The following is a 15780-nucleotide window of genomic DNA, read 5'->3' as shown; positions in this document are numbered from 1 at the left end:
TTTACTCCCTTAAGCTTGGCTCAACATTTCCCTTGCAAGAGTCAATCGACGTTCTATTTCTCCTATCTCAGCTCGCAGGGTTAACATCGATTGTAAATCATCTTTTTCTTTGAATAACCGTAACTGGCCTGTAAGCGCTTGATGTTGTTCGCTTAATGCCATGATGTCATCTTGTAATGATGCCAGCCATTGTTGGCGAGTACTTATCGCTTTGATGCCGAAGTGATTGGTTGATTGAGAAGATGATGTTTGTTTCTGTCTTAAGCATAAGACAACAAGAAAATTAATTTTCCTGGAAATGCACTCTGCGAGATAGCGAGCACTTCGCTCATTAGCCTGACATTGCAATCGCTCCAGATCATATTTGATTTCATCAATACAGGATTTTGCAGTAATATCAGGAAAGGAGCGAAACATCCCTTGCGGAATCACGTTTGCATGAAGAGGAACCGCCATCCTATCCAGCTTCCATAAAAGTTCAGGTAACCTCGCCGATAATTTTAAAACCGATTCAATCCTATCATTCATAATGAAATCCAAGTCAATGGCTTATCAGGATGATAAGCATCCATAATAAAGCCGTGAATCTGATGACCAATACGATAATGATATTGGCAATGCAAATGCCCACTAAACAGATTAAACAAGACATCTGGATAGCATGTTTTTAATTCATTCAATGCTTCTGCTAAAGCTTGAGAATAATACACCGTACGTTTAGCTTGGAAAGATTTGGGCGAACCGCTCCCCAAACAAGCTTGTCCGGGTGGAACATGCGTCAACAGGACAATTTTCTTAAGGATGTTATTCATCATTCCCTGCCGGCATTTTATTAACAATTGTTCAGCGTCTTTTTTAGCTTCCCGATTCATACTATCCTGTAATAAAGATAATGTCTTGCCTTGCCAATCCTGGATTTCATCGCCATCCCATGTTTTTTCCAACAATGGAATCTTCCCCGTATTCGCCCAGCCATCCACACCAGCTAATACCACATCATTGCATATCACCGATGGCATGGTAGTTAAGTAATAAGCATTGGCATAACGCTTCATCAGTTCTACTGCCCGGGAACGTGCCTCTTCAATTTTTAATCCGTAAAAATCATGATTTCCCAATACAAAATAAACCGTCGTGTTGATATAGGTTAAAAGCGTTTCAAGAAAATGCCAATTATAGGGCGGATTGCCAATATCGCCGGTTATCCATATGGCATCAGCCGCCGCATTATGGATGCGATGCAACAAATGGCGATAATCCTGTTTTGATAATCGATCAACATGCAGATCAGTCAACCACAGACAATGCTTCATGCCATTTTCCACTTCAAACTTAAGTACCGGTTTAAAAATCTTTAACAAACACGTTCTTTGCGCTAAATTCTTATTCATTATACCTTTAAAACATCCTACAGGGAGGTATTAAACAAATGCCAAGGGATACAGCTAAAAAATTTATTGAAACCATGCTAGAACCAACTGGTATTACCATCAACGGCAATCAGCCATGGGATATTCAGGTTCATAATAATGAACTGTATTCTCGTTTTTTGCAGCAAGGCTCGCTTGGTTTAGGTGAATCTTACATGGACAAATGGTGGGACTGTGAGCGCCTTGACATGTTTTTCGATCGCATTTTACGTGCAAAATTAGACACAAAAACAAAAATACCATTCCGTGTATTTTTTACACATGCCCTGGCAAAACTCATTAACTTTCAAGATAAATGGGGAGCAAAACAAGGGATAAGTCATTATAACATTGGCAATTCTCTATTTAAGGCCATGCTGGATAAAAATATGGTCTACAGCTGTGGTTACTATAAAGAAGCCAATGCCTTGGATGAGGCACAAATTGCCAAACTGGATTTAATATGCAAGAAACTGCAGTTAAAACCTGGGATGCGTCTTTTAGATATTGGCTGCGGGTGGGGTGGCTTTGCACGATATGCCGCCGAACATTACAACGTTCGTGTGGTAGGCGTTACTATTTCAGAACAACAATACGAATTTGCAAAACATCATTGTAAAAACTTAGACGTGGATATCCGTCTACAAGATTATCGTGACATCCAGGACGGCCCTTTTGATCGTATTGCCTCAATTGGCATGTTTGAACACGTCGGTCACTTAAATTATAAAGAATTCATGCAGACCATTAACCGCTCGCTGGTCAATCAAGGTTTATTTTTATTGCATTCAATCGGTGTCGATAAAACGGCCTCGCTTGCTGATGAGTGGATTAGAAAATACATTTTCCCTCGCGGCATGTTGCCATCCATCATGCAAACAGCGGCAGCAGCAGAGCCTTTTTTTGTGATGGAAGACTGGCAGAATTTCGGTATTTATTACGACAAAACGCTCATGGCATGGTATCAAAATTTTGTGAATAACTGGCATGAATTAAAAAGTCAATTCGATGAACGCTTTTATAGGATGTGGACTTATTACCTCTTATCCTGTGCTGGCGGCTTTCGCGCCCGTGGGATGCAGCTTTGGCAAATCGTTTTTTCCAAAGGAGGTCTGGACGATGGATATATGGCGCCAAGGTAAAAAGCTAAGGGATGAACATCTTGTGTGCGAGAAAAATCATGAAAAAAATGAAAAACAATTACATCATTGAGCGCATGACTAAAAAAGAGGTGCAACTTGCAATAGATTGGGCTGCCAGGGAAGGATGGAACCCGGGCCTTTATGACGGCGACTGTTTTTACCAGACCGATCCACATGGTTTTTTTGCAGGCAAATTAAATGGCAACACCATTGCCATAGGCTCAGCCGTCATTTATGACGATCAGTTTGCATTTTGTGGATTTTATATTGTTGATAAAGCTTATCGCAATCAAGGTTATGGCTTGGCTTTAACCAAAGAGCGATTGGCTTATATTGGACAACGCAATGCCGGTATTGATGGTGTCGTCAATATGCTCGATAAGTACAGCCGTCTTGGTTATCAAATAGCGCATAATAACGCTCGTTATGAAAGCAAAGCATTTTATTCTGCCACCCAAAATAAGGCTATTGTTCCCTTAACAAAAATTGATTTTGATCACCTGGTTCACTATGATCGCCGTCATTTTCCCGCCCTTCGCCCGACGTTCTTACGATGTTGGATTAACCAACCTCAAGGAAAAAGCTTAGGCTATATGAATCATGGCCAACTTCAAGGTTATGGGATCATTCGGTCCTGTCAGCAAGGTTTTAAAATTGGTCCTTTATTTGCTGATACGCCGGACATCGCTCAGGAATTGTTTTTGAATTTAGCGAATCATGCTCATGGCCAGCCCATTTATTTGGATATCCCTGAAAATAATCCCGATGCCATCCATCTAGTCCAACATTACCAATTTAAAAAAGTATTTGAAACCGCTCGCATGTATTTAAAAGGCCAGCCACAAATAGAATTAAATCACATTTATGGCATTACTAGCTTTGAATTGGGATAAAGCATGAAACGCGATATAGTAGGTTACGGCAGACACGTCATCCCCGTCCAATGGCCTAATAAGGCAAGGCTTGCCCTAAATTTTGTGGTGAATTATGAGGAGGGCGCAGAATTATCCCCAGTCAACGGTGATCAATACGCTGAAACTTATGGAGGAGAATTTACATTAGCTGCTAAGCCTCAAGGCATGCGTAATCTGAGCATGGAATCCTTATTTGAGTATGGAAGTCGTACAGGAATTTGGCGTCTCATGCGTTTATTTGATCAAAATAATATACCGGTTACTTTTTTATAACTGGATATGCTTTGACATTAAATCCCGTCTTTTGTGACTACCTGCGTGAAACGAATCATGAGATTGCGGGGCATGGCTGGCGCTGGATTGATTACGCCACCATACCAAAAGAGGAAGAAAGAAAACACATCCAGAACTGTATACAAACCATACAGAAATTAACCGGAAAAGACGTTAATGGTTGGTACAGCGGCAGGCGCAGCGAGCATACCCGTCAATTACTGCGAGAGATAGGAGGATTTATTTATGATTCAGACAGTTACTCTGATGATCTACCCTATTTTGAACACGATCATTTAATCATTCCATACACGCTTGATTGCAACGACTTTCGATTTACCACCAGCCCAGGCTTTAGTATGGCTAATGATTTTTTAACGCATCTTAAATATGCATTCACTTATTTATATGAAGAAAAACGCCCTGCATTAATGACTATTGGTTTACACTCAAGAATAAGCGGTCATCCAGGACGCTGCATGGCAATCAAGCATTTTATAGAATTTATTAAAACGTTTTCGAACGTCTGGATAGCAAGACGAATCGATATTGCTCATCATTGGTTATCTCAAAACAATAGCCCCCCAGTGAATACTATTAAAAACCATTCTAAATAATTTGCAAATTTGCTAGCATATGCCTCTTTTAGGCAGCAATATAATGACATTAGAAGAATTATCTGCTCTTTTTACCACAAGACTGGCAGAAGTTGTTTCTTATGCACCAGTCCCGCGCCCGCCTGCAACTCCACGCCATGATCGGACGATTAAACACACGCTTTATCCCATAGAGCACTTGCCTGAATTAATAGCAGAACTTGAAAAACTTGATGATGCAGAAGGTGATAAAAAATTTAGCGTCCGCTATCTCGTCGATGAAGAAAACGTATTATGGTTGGCACGTGAAGGCAAGCCTGGACGCCACATACCTGCTCATCGACAAATGCGGGATAACTGCCTGGCCGCCGGCAATATTTTCTTTTCTCAAGATTTTACCGAGATTACCAAAATAAATCACCAAAGTGGTGATTTTCATCCCGATGCAGCAAGTCTTCTATGGCCATTAGCCATTTTAAATTGTATGAAAACAACATTATCTAATCCATGCGTTATTGAAGTCAGTCGTATCACACCCGCAGGCAATTTTGAAAGAGAGCAGGAATTATCCGTCACCCCGGAAGAAATGGCATTTATTTTGTCAGGTAGTGCCGTTCTGCAAGAAAAATTGCTTGTCGCCAATCAGGGGAAAATACCGGACATCATAGAATACGTTGATCCGGCTAGACCCCAAAGATTTTTTCCAGATATTTCCACTACCGAATCTCTTGCCGCAGCCGCTGGCGAAGCCTCTTCCATAGATGAGTCGCTACAGCCACGCCGATTATTCTAAGACATTCACAAACGTATTATCATTAATCTATCGCTAATTCTTGTGCTGCTGCCTCACGATTTATCTGCGACTTTAAGGTGATGAACGGCGGTAGACACATCAATATCAATCCAACAATTAAAGTAAGCTCATAGCGACTGATACTGCCCACATTAATACCCTCAGGAGGCAGAAAACTCACTGCCAAGGTGACAAACGCCCCCAGAATGCCTATGCCTGCAACCGTAAGCAAACCAATCATGCCACCTGGGATACGGAATGTTCCTTTATGATGCGGCATCTTAAACCGCAATTTGATGGCAGCAGCAAACATCAATAAATACATCAGCATGTAAAGTTGTGCTGCCAATGCGGTCAACAACCAATAAGAACCATTTACGCTGGGCATAAATAAAAACAAACTGGATAAAACAGTTACGATGGCTGCTTGACCTATCAGCATAATCAATGGGGCATTATGCCGATTTGCTCTTTGAAATGCTGGCGGCAAATTACCATCTTGGGCAGCAACCAACAACCCTTTCGTTGGAGCAATAATCCAATTGCTAACACCGCCAAGCCCACCTAAAACTAACATCACCGCAATAACCGGCATAAACCAGGTCAAATGATAACGAGCAAAAAAAGCATCAAACGCCTGCATAATGCCCGCAACCAGATTAATCTCTTGTTGTGGCAATACCACTGCAATGGCCAGAGAACCTAAAATCAGCGTACTTAAAATAATCACTACAGAACTAATAAGCGCATAAGGAAAAGCACGCTGGGGATTTTGCACATCATTGGCATGAACAGTCGCAATTTCAATACCACAAAAAGACATCATGATGGCCGTCAAAGACACCCACATGGAACGATCCTGCCAATGCGGAGTTACGTCTTGTACTCCAAAATGAACTTGCATTGGATTGCCACCAATAATCCATACGATTCCCAAACCAATGATCAATGACATAGGCAACAATAAGCCTGAAATGGCACAGATATTACTGAATAATGCGGAGGAACGCATACCGCGCAGATTAATAAAAGTAACACCCCAGAAAGAACCGACGATAATCAACCATAGGAAATAAGGATTACCGGCCAATGAAGGATTGATTAAATAACCAACAGTTCCAGCCACAAAGGAAAGAATAGTTGGATACCAAATGACATTTTCAATCCACTGCAACCAAATGGCAAGAAACCCTGCTCGTTTGCCAAAAGCTTCTTTTACCCAAATATAAATTCCGCCTTGTTTCGCCCAACCAGAAGCCAATTCAGCAGATACTAACGCGGTAGGAATAAGAAAGAACACAGCCCCTAGCATGAAAAAAAATATTAATTGGCTGCCAAACAGTGCGGTAGCAGGTAAATTACGAATACTATCCACTGAACCGACCGTGATCATAGTAAGACTGAACACAGTCAATGCATGTTTTTTATTGCTCATGGCATTCCTTCTCTGCTTCTTATGCAGCACACTATAGACTAAAAAATTACTTTATACTGACAACGTGAGAACTCAAAGTCATTATTTTGTTTAATAAAAATCTTCTTGTCAACTTTTTGAACAAAAATAGAGCCGTTATTTACGGTTTTTCAAACTAAAAACAATAATGCTCGCACTCGAAAAATGCAAAATTTTTCTTAAAGACAACCACGTTTATACGTCTAGATAAAGATTAAGCACATTAGAGTGTAACACAATGAAATTTATTGTGCATTTGTTATTCATTTGAGAAACATTGTATCATTTGTGCTCACAAATCACTTCTTCTCTTACCAATCATTTATTCTGCATCCATTTATTAATTAAAATATTTTGCAAACAACAAAACTATTAAGTTACGATTAATTAAGTTTCATTCATCATAAAGGCATGAAACATGCAATTTTTTTTAATAATTTTTACTTTTTTATTCATTAAATTAATATACCCTTCTGCTTTATACGCCAGCGAAATTCGTTCTTCTGCAATGCTTTGCCGCAATGCTGATAAAATCTTCACAAACGCCACTTTCCTTACGATGAATCCCAACCAACCTGTCGCCAAAGCGGTGGCCGTCACCAAAGAACGAATCGTTGCCATCGGTGAAAAAAAACAATTATTAAACCGATGTCAGGGGGAAAATACGAAAATAATTAATTTAAAAAATACGATCGTTACTCCAGGGTTCATCGATACTTATTCTCAATTTGTTCTCTATGGATGGCTTGCTAACCATGCTTTTGATGTATCAACAAGCAATGTCTTTCAGCGCGATGATTGGAAACCAGTTAAAACCCTGGATCAATTTTTAACGACCATTAAACACCAACCAAAAAATCGAGATCAATGGCTGATTATCAGTGGTTTTGATGAAAGCAAAATACACGGTGGGCAATTAACAACAGCCATGTTGGATGACATTGCAGATAATTCCCCAGTCATTGTTTTCTCTTCCTCAGCAGAAAAAGCCCTTCTTAATCATGCCGCCATGGATAAAATCAAACAACAAGATGATGGGAAAACTCTCGCCATTGAAGCAGATGGCAGCGTCAGCGGTACTTCTTTAAACACGCTCTTAAACAAGCTCATCCCCCCAAATGAAGTCGCGGAAGCCATTAAAACCGCCGCAAATCGCTACGCTCGCCAAGGATATACTACCGTTACACAAGTCTATGGACCAAATGATTGGCTGCCAATTTATGATGAATTAACACAGAATGCAAATCTCCCTGTAGATGTCATTTACAACCCAAGTACTCTCGCTGATAAACAACGGCTAGATATCATTTATAAAGATAATCCACGCCTCTACCCCGGGCCTTTATTGCTTCAAGTTGATGGTCCGGTACAGGATTTTTCTGCTTATCTAACTCGTCCCTATACACAATCCTCTCCTCCTCGCAGCATTGATTGGCGCGGCACGCTCAAACAATCGACGGAAGGCATCGAGAAAACCATCTCCGAAGCCAATAAAAACGGCTTGGCCATAGCAATTGACAGTCATGGTGATGCCGCCTTGGATTTGTCATTAAACGCCATTCAAAAAATACAATCGGTTTCAAAAAACCACAAACCCACGCCAGTTATTCTTAATATGCAATACGTACGAGAAGATCAATTAACTCGCATGCGTCAAATGGGAATTAAAGCAAGCTGGTTTGGCCCCTATCTTTATTATTGGGGAGAGTCTATGTGTTATGAAGGATTAGGCTCTGAACGCGCACATCGCAGTAATCCTGTGGCCACTGCAGAAAAGATCCTTGGCAATACTAGCGTTCACGCGGGAACGCCTTCGGCATCGCCTGCTCCTTTACAGATTATGAATTGGTTAATAACCCGAAAAGTACAAAAATGGAACTATCCAGTAAATCGCAAGTGTCCACCATATTTTGCAATTGAAGAACGAGTTAATGCACAAGATGCCTTACAGATGTTTACGATTCACGCAGCAGAGCTTTATGGTATTGATGAGGATAAGGGTTCACTTGCTCTTGGAAAACTCGCGGATATGGCCATATTAAGCGGCAATCCATTAAACAGCAATCTCGAAACCATTACGGTACTCGGAACAATAACCCGAGGGATAGTACATTGGAATGAACCGCAAGATCACTAATTAAATGCCCAGAGAGTTTCAACTCATCCCTTTTAATTTTCAGCGTAGACGTTTACCACTGAATACTTCAAAAATGGCGCTGGGTTGACTCTCTCCTCCCAACTCGCCAGCTATTATAGCGTCGATACCTTGGGGAAATTGCAATGACAAGCTTTCCACATCACGTGCAGGAGACTTGCCACTCACATTGGCACTGGTGGATATGATAGGATTTGAATAACAAAGCTGCCGGGCAATAGGATGTGCACTCATACGAATCGCTATGGTGTCGCGATGGCCGCTAAGCCAATCAGGAACTATTTTAGATTTTGGGAATACCCAGGTCACCGGCCCAGGCCAGCTTTTTTTAACCTTGCTCAGTAAAGCTTCGGGCACTGTATCTATTAAAGGACTTAATTGCGTCCAATCAGCAATCAGCACAATTAAACCTTTATCAACTGCGCGTTTTTTTAGCGCCAGTAAGCGCTCAACAGCCCATTGATTAAATGGGTCACAACCGAGTCCATAAACCGCCTCCGTTGGATAGGCAATAATTTTTCCTTGACTCAGAAGTTCTTGTGCTTTCTCAATATTATCAATAATTCTCATAGTAAATGTTCATCATTAGACCCTAAATAGAGCCAATGATTATGGCCCAAATCATTTGATAAAGAAATGCTGCTTTAACATCGATGCTCTTATAAACGATAGAAGAATAATCAGCCATTATTTGCTCAAAATAATATTTAACTGTATTATTATTGCTCTTGTAGAGCCTTAATTAAGATATTAAAGGACAAAAAATGAATATTTTAAAAAAATATTATCACTCATTTTAGTGACATACAGCAGCCTATCTTTCAGCGCTGGCGTCAGTTTAAAGGATAAAATAGGCCAAATGTTCATTATAGGTTTTGAAGGCAAAACCATTGAAACCGACGCTCCTATCATAAAAGCAATCGAAGAAAACAATATTGGTGGAGTCATTCTGTTTGATTATAATTTAAAAACGGAACGGTTTGATAAAAATATAGAAAGCCCGGCACAAGTGCAAACGTTGAATCAAACTTTGCAAAAGATCGCAAAAAAAGCCAATGTTTCTCAGCATCGCGATGATATTCCTTTACTCATTTCTGTTGATTATGAAGGTGGAGAAGTAAATCGTTTAAGGAAAGAATATGGATTTCCTGAAACGTATCCAGCTAAAGCCATAGGCCAAATGCCGATAGAACAAGCTGAAACAATCGCTCGCAAGATGGCTGGAACATTGAAATCATCCGGGTTTAACTTGAATTTTTCACCAGTATTGGATTTAGACATCAATCCAAACAACCCTATCATTGGAAAGCTCAAACGCAGTTTCTCAGCAAATCCCTATACTGTCGCCAATTATGCTCATCTATTTTCCTCGCAATTTCTAAACCAAGGAATCCAATGCGCGTATAAACATTTTCCCGGACATGGAAGTTCTGACGGAGATTCTCATCTTGGTTTTGTCGATGTCACCGACACGTGGCATGAAGAAGAAATTATCCCTTATCAGGAACAATTTACTCAATCCAGCCATTGTGGCATGGTCATGACTGCTCATCTTGTCAATCGCAAACTAGATCCTTCAGGAGTACCAGCAACACTGTCCTATGCTATATTAACTGAATTATTACGCCACCAATTACAATTTGATGGTGTCATTATTACCGATGATATGCAAATGAAAGCCATTGCTGATAATTATGGTCTGGAACAAGCGCTGACTATGGCAATTAATGCCGGAGCAGATATGCTTATTTTCGGCAATCAACTCAGTGAGACACCACAAGATCCAACCGAATTAGTTGATATTGTCATGAAAAAAATTGCTCAGGGAGAAATATCAGAACAACGAATAGACGAGGCTTACCAGCATATTCTTAAATTTAAACAAACAATAGCATAAGCAACTCTTAAGAACTTTGCATTGCCTCTACAGCTTGTACTAAAAATCAACCTCAAAAAACTTAGGATCAAGCTTATAGCAATTCCAGTTTATTTTTTTGCCATTTTCTTCAATGAGAATTCTCACCACATCCAGGGAAGCCAATTCAGGTTTTTTCTGGATGTAACATACCCGGTCAGTCCCTGTAAATGTTACAAAATGATAACCCTGCGAGAAGTTAGTATAAGTCTCTGGAAAGGTAAAATATCCCAAATGTTCCTGTAATTCTACCGGTTTCCCATGCACAACAATTTTTTCCGACCAGGCACTCAAACTAAAAACATCAACAGCATGGAAATGATTATTTTTATCATGATTCCCCTCCCGTCCTTATAGGTAATTCATGTTAAAAACAATCACTACCTATCCATTTCTGTTCCCTGAATACGATGAATCACAACGTAACAACCGCACCAAATCATACTTTACCTGTCATCACTAACCAGACTAACCAACATCTAGCTTTGCTCATTCACAGAGCCGTGTTTTTTTAAATTAAGCAAGATATATTAAATTATAGCTGCTATTTTACCTGTCATAGCTCAAAAATAATTTAAGGCAAAACCATATTTTAACTATAGAATGTAATTACTTCAGTCACTCCTACCGATAGGCGTGATGAAAAATACATTCAACATGGCGCAATCTTGCCTTAAAGGGCCATTAGGATTCTATTTCACGAATTTCTTTAATGATGATGTCCTCTTCCGGCACATCACTATGCCCTTTGCGATGGCCTGTTTTTACTTTGGCAATAGAATCCACAATATCCATACCGTCCACAACTTCTCCAAACACACAATACCCATAAGTTTGAGCTTGCTCACCGCTGTAATTTAAAAAAGAGTTATCAACCACATTGATAAAAAATTGTGCGGTTGCAGAGTGTGGTTCCATGGTTCTTGCCATAGCAATGGTTCCTCGCTTGTTTGGCTTGGCCATTCTTGCTTCATTTTTAATTGGAGCCTCTGTTGCTTTGGTTTCCATATTCGCAGTCAGCCCGCCACCTTGAATCATAAACCCGTCAATAACACGATGAAAAATCGTATTATTATAAAAGCCTTTACGAACGTAGTTAAGGAAATTTGTTGTGGTATTCGGTGTATTTTCTTCATCCAGTTGCAAACGAATATCACCTTTTGAAGTGTGAATTAAGATCATAAGTTCTCCCATTTTAAAACCCTATAAAAAAACAAAGAATTCAAGTTAAAGGTTATGAACAATCCTCTGTTATGACGGCGCGCATTTTAGCACATACATCCTGTAAAACATGGACATTATGGATACTCGCTAATACTGTAAACAAATTTGCTTTTCGTTTGACGAGGTGGTGCAAATAGGCTCGAGAATAGTGTCTGCAGGTATAGCAAGCGCAATTTTCCATAATGGGTGACAGGTCTTCTGCATAACATGATTTTTTAATTTGAAGACGGGCATTCTGATGTTCACTGGCAAACTTTAACCAATTTCCTGCTTTTACTATCTCACCACAATACAGTGCACCATGACGGGCATTACGTGTAGGTGCAACACAATCAAACATATCAATTCCCTCTGCAACCACATCTAACAGATCCTGTGGCGACATGCCTACCCCCATGGTATAGCGTGGCTTATTTTCCGGTAAAAATTCTTTTATCCAACGGATCACTTCCACCGTCTTTTCCATATCAAAACCAATCGTTTCTCCTCCAATTGCAAAACCATCCATGTTCATTGAAGCCACAAAATCAGCACTTTCACGACGCAAATCTCTATAAATTCCCCCTTGCACAATACCAAACAACGCTTGACGAGCACCATACCGTGAAACAGGATGCTCTTGGTGATAAGTCATGGATTGCCTGAGCCATCGGTGAGTTCGACACATGATTTGATGTGCTTCAGCAGGAGAACAGTGATCTGGCGTGCATTGATCAAACGCCATGATAATATCAGCGCCAATAATTTTTTGAGTTTGCAATGACATTTCAGGCGTCATATGAATGACTCGTTGAGAACCTGGTAGGAGAAAATGAGCCCCTGTTTCATCAATCGTGCAAATTTCTTTGTTTTTTGAAAGACTAAATACTTGAAATCCACCGCTATCCGTCAGCATGGGGCCATGCCACCCCATAAAAGCATGCATCCCGCCCGCTTGTTCAATCACAGCCATCCCCGGGGCACATAACATATGATACGTATTACCGCCCAAGATGATTTGGCTGCCTGCTGCACGCAGTTCAGAAGGCATCATATTATTTACGCCTGCTCGCGTACCCACTGGCATGAATACCGGTGTTATAAATTCTCCGTGCGGTGTTATCACCTTGGTTATACGTGCAGCTGTATGTTTATGGCGGTGAATAACTTCACAGTGAAATGTGTTCATTACCGTCCAGAATTGACAAAAAAATGATCATAACCAAGAAGAGAAGTCTTTACCAGTCTATTTTTCACGGCAATCCTTACCATCTCCCAAGCTGTCGCAATGTTCGACCCAATCGCCAGTATAAGACACCACAGACAACCAACATAAAGAAAAAATATAAGGCTGCCCATGCAGGCATAGACAAACCCAGCCATTGCCATGACACCTCAGCACATTCTCCTGATCCCCAGAAAAGCGCATGCGCCACATCCTGCCATGGGAAATAGCGAATTAATATCTCAAGGCCAGGCAGACAAACCGGGGCTTGCTCTGCTGGCAGAGACTGTAACCACAATTGTCGCGAGGCAAAAAACAACCCACTTGTTGCGAAAAACATTTGCAAAATGGCAACAAATCGTCCTCGTTTTAAAGTCGACAAACACAAACCCATCAGACAAAACATACCCAATAAAAAAGCACACAAACGCTGCATTAAACATAACGGGCACGGTTGCAATCCAACGACATATTGAAAATAAAAAGAAAAACCGACGACGATAAGCGTTAATAAAAGCAAAACAGCTTGTATGCTTCGATAATTACGTTTGCTCATGATTGTGGCACCATATATTCTACTGTGGCTTTGATGTCTGCTTCACTGCATTCAACACAAGTTCCCTTGGGAGGCATTGCATTTAATCCTTTCATAGCACTCTTCGTTAAACCATCTATGCCTTGCTTATCCAATCTTGATTTCCAATCCGCCTCAACACGAAATTTTGGAGCCCCCGCTACCCCTTCGCGATGGCACACCACACAATATTTCTCATAGGTTTCCTGACCTGCTGTTTTCTGTGTTTTAATTTCCTTTTCTTTCTCAGCGGTAACCGTCGCAGGCAAATTGCCTTCATTTTGAATTCTAACTTTCCCTATTGGACTAATTCTTTGTTGAATTTGTTCACGATAGAAATCACTCTCAGCATGTAATGCCATTGGCAGCAAAAGCGCACCGACAAAAATGACTGTCCGCATGAAAACATTCCTAAAATTAGCAGATTAAAAAATCATACCTGATAAGTCATCTTCATTTCCAGTAAAGCCTTCTTGCTATTCATTAAATGATTTATTTGCCAAATTTTTAACCTGTTATATAATGCGCTAATTTTGATATCCTGGATTATTTTATGCGCATCATAGGTATTTGTGGACCTTTTGGCTCACGAGCAAAGCAACTAGCTACACTATTAAAGGAAAAAATCGAAGTAGAAAATTCCGTCACCTTAATTGAGGAAGAACAGTTTTGCAGCCCTGATTTTGAACTAGACAAAGATGGTCTACTCTCTGCCATCCACAAGGCTGAAGACATTATCATCGTCGTAGGCCACTTTTTATTTGAAGATGCCACTCTTCGCGAAGCATTAGAGATCAAAGTTTTCATGCCTGAAGATAAAGACAGCTGTCTTTGCCATTACTTGGCCGCTTCGCAATCACAATCTGTAACGCTCGCTTCATTATTGCAGGAATATGAGAAAAAACTAAAGCCAGCTAATGACAACCGCATTAATCCTTCGCAAGGATATGCCGATATCTCTGTGCCTTCGTCAAACGATTTCCGTGCACTCTTGTCATTACTGCATAGTGCTGTAACATCCATTGATGAAGCACCAAAACAGACCACTGGTCGCTCTTCCTATGGCTTTTTTTAAACGACGTTAAACCCATTTAACCCATTAACAATTCCTCAGCATCCAATTCTTCCAAATAACGATGATAAGAGAGAATTTTTTGCTGCCGAATGTTAGACAAGGCTTTACCCTGCAGGTGAGCATAATAATAAGTGTCCTTGCAGGTTAACTTTTGCGCAGGAACCAACGACGACAACCAATCCGTCGTCTGAGAGAATGCGCTGGCTTGCCACAAACCTGGCATCTGTTGGCCACAAGCTAAATACTCCAGGATAGATTCGCCGGCACCCTGCGCCAAAGCCAGATTATAATAAGCATGCATTTCTTCTTTATTTCTAACCAGAAGAAAACTGAGATTAGCATCATCATCAAGCATAAAAAAGCTGCCGGAATTATCTGCCAAATAATATTCGATGATGCCTTTTTCCTTAATAAATTTCAGAAAAAACCAACGAATTCCCTGTCCTGTAAACAACGGGGAGGCATAAACGACAGCATGCGTACAATCGTATCCGACATGGCTTGAAAATATTGAAATTGCAACTCATAAATGCTCTGAGTAATCAGTTCGATTGCATTTACATCACTCTTTTTAATGTAACGATGAATCAAACCCTCGTTAAATGCCTCTATTGCCAAGTGCTCATCAGCCTGTCCACTTAATAGAATTTTTTTAATATTACTGTTTTCTATTCGTCGACAAAATTCCAACCCATTCATTCCTGGCATGGCATAGTCAACAACCACCACCGAAATTTCAGAAAACCGATGCGGATTATATACTTCTGCATGAATAGCCGCCAAATCCAGGTCCAGTGTATGATTAATCAAATCAAAACGCCGAGAATCGGAATATTCACTTAAACCATCTTGATTCAATAACTCCAGCTCACAATGTTTATTGTGAATATAATCCAATGTCTTATTAGGATTATCAAAAATTCTGTAGGCAACGCCTTCATCCAATTGCAAGACAAAATTCAGTAGAAAATCACGGCTATCATCAAGAAATAATACAGTACTTGGAAAGTAACATGCAGGAATTGAAAAATGTTGCATAGCTCCTCCTGAGCA

General features: G+C 40.3%; 19 protein-coding genes. 8 read left to right on the top strand and 11 right to left on the bottom strand.

From position 1 onward, the window contains the following. Window positions 1–9 precede the first annotated feature (9 nt). Together LOA_RS02305 and LOA_RS02300 are read right to left on the bottom strand one after the other, a co-directional pair. Entirely contained in the window at window positions 10–528 is a 519-nt protein-coding gene (locus tag LOA_RS02305) for a hypothetical protein (RefSeq protein ID WP_035893024.1), read from the bottom strand. Beyond that, window positions 525–1361: a metallophosphoesterase family protein gene (locus tag LOA_RS02300; RefSeq protein WP_158423006.1), complete on the bottom strand. Its 837-nt coding sequence runs from the start codon at window positions 1359–1361 to the stop codon at window positions 525–527. Before LOA_RS02300 ends, LOA_RS02305 begins: the two co-directional genes overlap by 4 nt. Window positions 1362–1429: 68 nt before the next feature. On the opposite strand from LOA_RS02300, the gene cfa reads away from it, so the two are divergent. Genes cfa through LOA_RS13560 form a run of 5 tightly spaced genes read left to right on the top strand, consistent with a single transcriptional unit; the run spans window position 1430 to window position 5127 of the window. Then, entirely contained in the window at window positions 1430–2551 is a 1122-nt protein-coding gene (gene cfa, locus LOA_RS02295) for a cyclopropane fatty acyl phospholipid synthase (protein WP_025384969.1), read from the top strand. Between the two features lie 47 nt (window positions 2552–2598). Beyond that, complete coding sequence (locus LOA_RS02290) at window positions 2599–3444, top strand: GNAT family N-acetyltransferase (protein ID WP_025384968.1); 846 nt, start codon at window positions 2599–2601, stop codon at window positions 3442–3444. A 3-nt stretch (window positions 3445–3447) separates the two neighbouring features. After that, window positions 3448–3738 (top strand): polysaccharide deacetylase family protein, encoded by a 291-nt coding sequence (locus LOA_RS15095; protein WP_238551299.1) that lies wholly within the window; start codon window positions 3448–3450, stop codon window positions 3736–3738. An 11-nt stretch (window positions 3739–3749) separates the two neighbouring features. After that, the gene (locus LOA_RS02285; protein ID WP_238551298.1) at window positions 3750–4355 is read left to right on the top strand and encodes a polysaccharide deacetylase family protein; all 606 of its coding nucleotides are present in this window, start codon (window positions 3750–3752) and stop codon (window positions 4353–4355) included. 43 nt (window positions 4356–4398) lie between these two features. Beyond that, window positions 4399–5127, top strand: a complete 729-nt coding sequence (locus LOA_RS13560) for a hypothetical protein (RefSeq protein WP_025384967.1) — start codon at window positions 4399–4401, stop codon at window positions 5125–5127. A 22-nt stretch (window positions 5128–5149) separates the two neighbouring features. On the opposite strand, the gene LOA_RS02275 is transcribed toward LOA_RS13560, so the two are convergent. Next, window positions 5150–6562: an APC family permease gene (locus tag LOA_RS02275; RefSeq protein ID WP_025384966.1), complete on the bottom strand. Its 1413-nt coding sequence runs from the start codon at window positions 6560–6562 to the stop codon at window positions 5150–5152. 436 nt (window positions 6563–6998) lie between these two features. Here LOA_RS02275 and LOA_RS02270 point away from each other — a divergent pair, with 436 nt between their 5' ends. Further along, the gene (locus LOA_RS02270) at window positions 6999–8717 is read left to right on the top strand and encodes an amidohydrolase (RefSeq protein ID WP_081724926.1); all 1719 of its coding nucleotides are present in this window, start codon (window positions 6999–7001) and stop codon (window positions 8715–8717) included. A gap of 39 nt (window positions 8718–8756) precedes the next feature. Here the strand turns inward: LOA_RS02270 and tsaC are convergent, their stop codons facing one another. Then, entirely contained in the window at window positions 8757–9305 is a 549-nt protein-coding gene (gene tsaC, locus LOA_RS02265) for an L-threonylcarbamoyladenylate synthase type 1 TsaC (protein WP_025384964.1), read from the bottom strand. A 211-nt stretch (window positions 9306–9516) separates the two neighbouring features. Here tsaC and LOA_RS02260 point away from each other — a divergent pair, with 211 nt between their 5' ends. Next, on the top strand, window positions 9517–10632 hold the full coding sequence (locus LOA_RS02260) for a glycoside hydrolase family 3 protein (RefSeq protein ID WP_042238652.1): 1116 nt from the start codon (window positions 9517–9519) through the stop codon (window positions 10630–10632). A gap of 39 nt (window positions 10633–10671) precedes the next feature. Here LOA_RS02260 and LOA_RS02255 read toward each other — a convergent pair whose 3' ends face one another. The 5 genes from LOA_RS02255 to LOA_RS02235 all read right to left on the bottom strand — a co-directional run bounded on the left by LOA_RS02255 (window position 10672) and on the right by LOA_RS02235 (window position 14053). Beyond that, a complete protein-coding gene (locus tag LOA_RS02255) occupies window positions 10672–10944 on the bottom strand; it encodes a hypothetical protein (RefSeq protein ID WP_025384962.1) in 273 nt (90 codons plus the stop codon). 390 nt (window positions 10945–11334) lie between these two features. Further along, window positions 11335–11832 carry a peptidylprolyl isomerase gene (locus LOA_RS02250; RefSeq protein ID WP_025384961.1) on the bottom strand — a complete coding sequence of 166 codons (498 nt, stop codon included), beginning with the start codon at window positions 11830–11832 and terminating at the stop codon, window positions 11335–11337. Between the two features lie 52 nt (window positions 11833–11884). After that, a complete protein-coding gene (gene tgt, locus LOA_RS02245; protein ID WP_025384960.1) occupies window positions 11885–13042 on the bottom strand; it encodes a tRNA guanosine(34) transglycosylase Tgt in 1158 nt (385 codons plus the stop codon). Window positions 13043–13118: 76 nt separating this feature from the next. Beyond that, entirely contained in the window at window positions 13119–13634 is a 516-nt protein-coding gene (locus LOA_RS02240; protein WP_025384959.1) for a disulfide bond formation protein B, read from the bottom strand. Continuing rightward, window positions 13631–14053, bottom strand: a complete 423-nt coding sequence (locus LOA_RS02235; protein WP_025384958.1) for a c-type cytochrome — start codon at window positions 14051–14053, stop codon at window positions 13631–13633. Before LOA_RS02235 ends, LOA_RS02240 begins: the two co-directional genes overlap by 4 nt. 152 nt (window positions 14054–14205) lie before the next feature. On the opposite strand from LOA_RS02235, the gene LOA_RS02230 reads away from it, so the two are divergent. Then, window positions 14206–14727, top strand: a complete 522-nt coding sequence (locus LOA_RS02230; protein WP_025384957.1) for a nucleoside/nucleotide kinase family protein — start codon at window positions 14206–14208, stop codon at window positions 14725–14727. A 16-nt stretch (window positions 14728–14743) separates the two neighbouring features. On the opposite strand, the gene LOA_RS15090 is transcribed toward LOA_RS02230, so the two are convergent. After that, window positions 14744–15082, bottom strand: a complete 339-nt coding sequence (locus tag LOA_RS15090; protein WP_238551297.1) for a hypothetical protein — start codon at window positions 15080–15082, stop codon at window positions 14744–14746. 62 nt (window positions 15083–15144) lie between these two features. Next, window positions 15145–15765: a response regulator gene (locus LOA_RS15085; protein WP_238551296.1), complete on the bottom strand. Its 621-nt coding sequence runs from the start codon at window positions 15763–15765 to the stop codon at window positions 15145–15147. Between the last annotated feature and the right edge of the window lie 15 nt (window positions 15766–15780).

The sequence above is a fragment of the Legionella oakridgensis ATCC 33761 = DSM 21215 genome (assembly GCF_000512355.1).
Taxonomy (GTDB): Bacteria; Pseudomonadota; Gammaproteobacteria; order Legionellales; family Legionellaceae; genus Legionella_A; species Legionella_A oakridgensis.
The sequence above is the reverse complement of the archived record's forward strand: the minus strand, read 5'-3'. Positions and strand labels throughout refer to the sequence as shown.

Excerpts from the sequence above, each read along its gene's own strand:
- LOA_RS02305 (WP_035893024.1), bottom strand. The coding sequence starts at position 528 with ATGAATGATAGGATTGAATCGGTTTTAAAATTATCGGCGAGGTTACCT.
- cfa (WP_025384969.1), top strand. The coding sequence starts at position 1,430 with ATGCCAAGGGATACAGCTAAAAAATTTATTGAAACCATGCTAGAACCA.
- LOA_RS02290 (WP_025384968.1), top strand. The coding sequence starts at position 2,599 with ATGAAAAACAATTACATCATTGAGCGCATGACTAAAAAAGAGGTGCAA.
- LOA_RS15095 (WP_238551299.1), top strand. The coding sequence starts at position 3,448 with ATGAAACGCGATATAGTAGGTTACGGCAGACACGTCATCCCCGTCCAA.
- LOA_RS13560 (WP_025384967.1), top strand. The coding sequence starts at position 4,399 with ATGACATTAGAAGAATTATCTGCTCTTTTTACCACAAGACTGGCAGAA.
- LOA_RS02275 (WP_025384966.1), bottom strand. The coding sequence starts at position 6,562 with ATGAGCAATAAAAAACATGCATTGACTGTGTTCAGTCTTACTATGATC.
- LOA_RS02270 (WP_081724926.1), top strand. The coding sequence starts at position 6,999 with ATGCAATTTTTTTTAATAATTTTTACTTTTTTATTCATTAAATTAATA.
- tsaC (WP_025384964.1), bottom strand. The coding sequence starts at position 9,305 with ATGAGAATTATTGATAATATTGAGAAAGCACAAGAACTTCTGAGTCAA.
- LOA_RS02250 (WP_025384961.1), bottom strand. The coding sequence starts at position 11,832 with ATGATCTTAATTCACACTTCAAAAGGTGATATTCGTTTGCAACTGGAT.
- tgt (WP_025384960.1), bottom strand. The coding sequence starts at position 13,042 with ATGAACACATTTCACTGTGAAGTTATTCACCGCCATAAACATACAGCT.
- LOA_RS02240 (WP_025384959.1), bottom strand. The coding sequence starts at position 13,634 with ATGAGCAAACGTAATTATCGAAGCATACAAGCTGTTTTGCTTTTATTA.
- LOA_RS02235 (WP_025384958.1), bottom strand. The coding sequence starts at position 14,053 with ATGCGGACAGTCATTTTTGTCGGTGCGCTTTTGCTGCCAATGGCATTA.
- LOA_RS02230 (WP_025384957.1), top strand. The coding sequence starts at position 14,206 with ATGCGCATCATAGGTATTTGTGGACCTTTTGGCTCACGAGCAAAGCAA.
- LOA_RS15090 (WP_238551297.1), bottom strand. The coding sequence starts at position 15,082 with ATGCTTGATGATGATGCTAATCTCAGTTTTCTTCTGGTTAGAAATAAA.
- LOA_RS15085 (WP_238551296.1), bottom strand. The coding sequence starts at position 15,765 with ATGCAACATTTTTCAATTCCTGCATGTTACTTTCCAAGTACTGTATTA.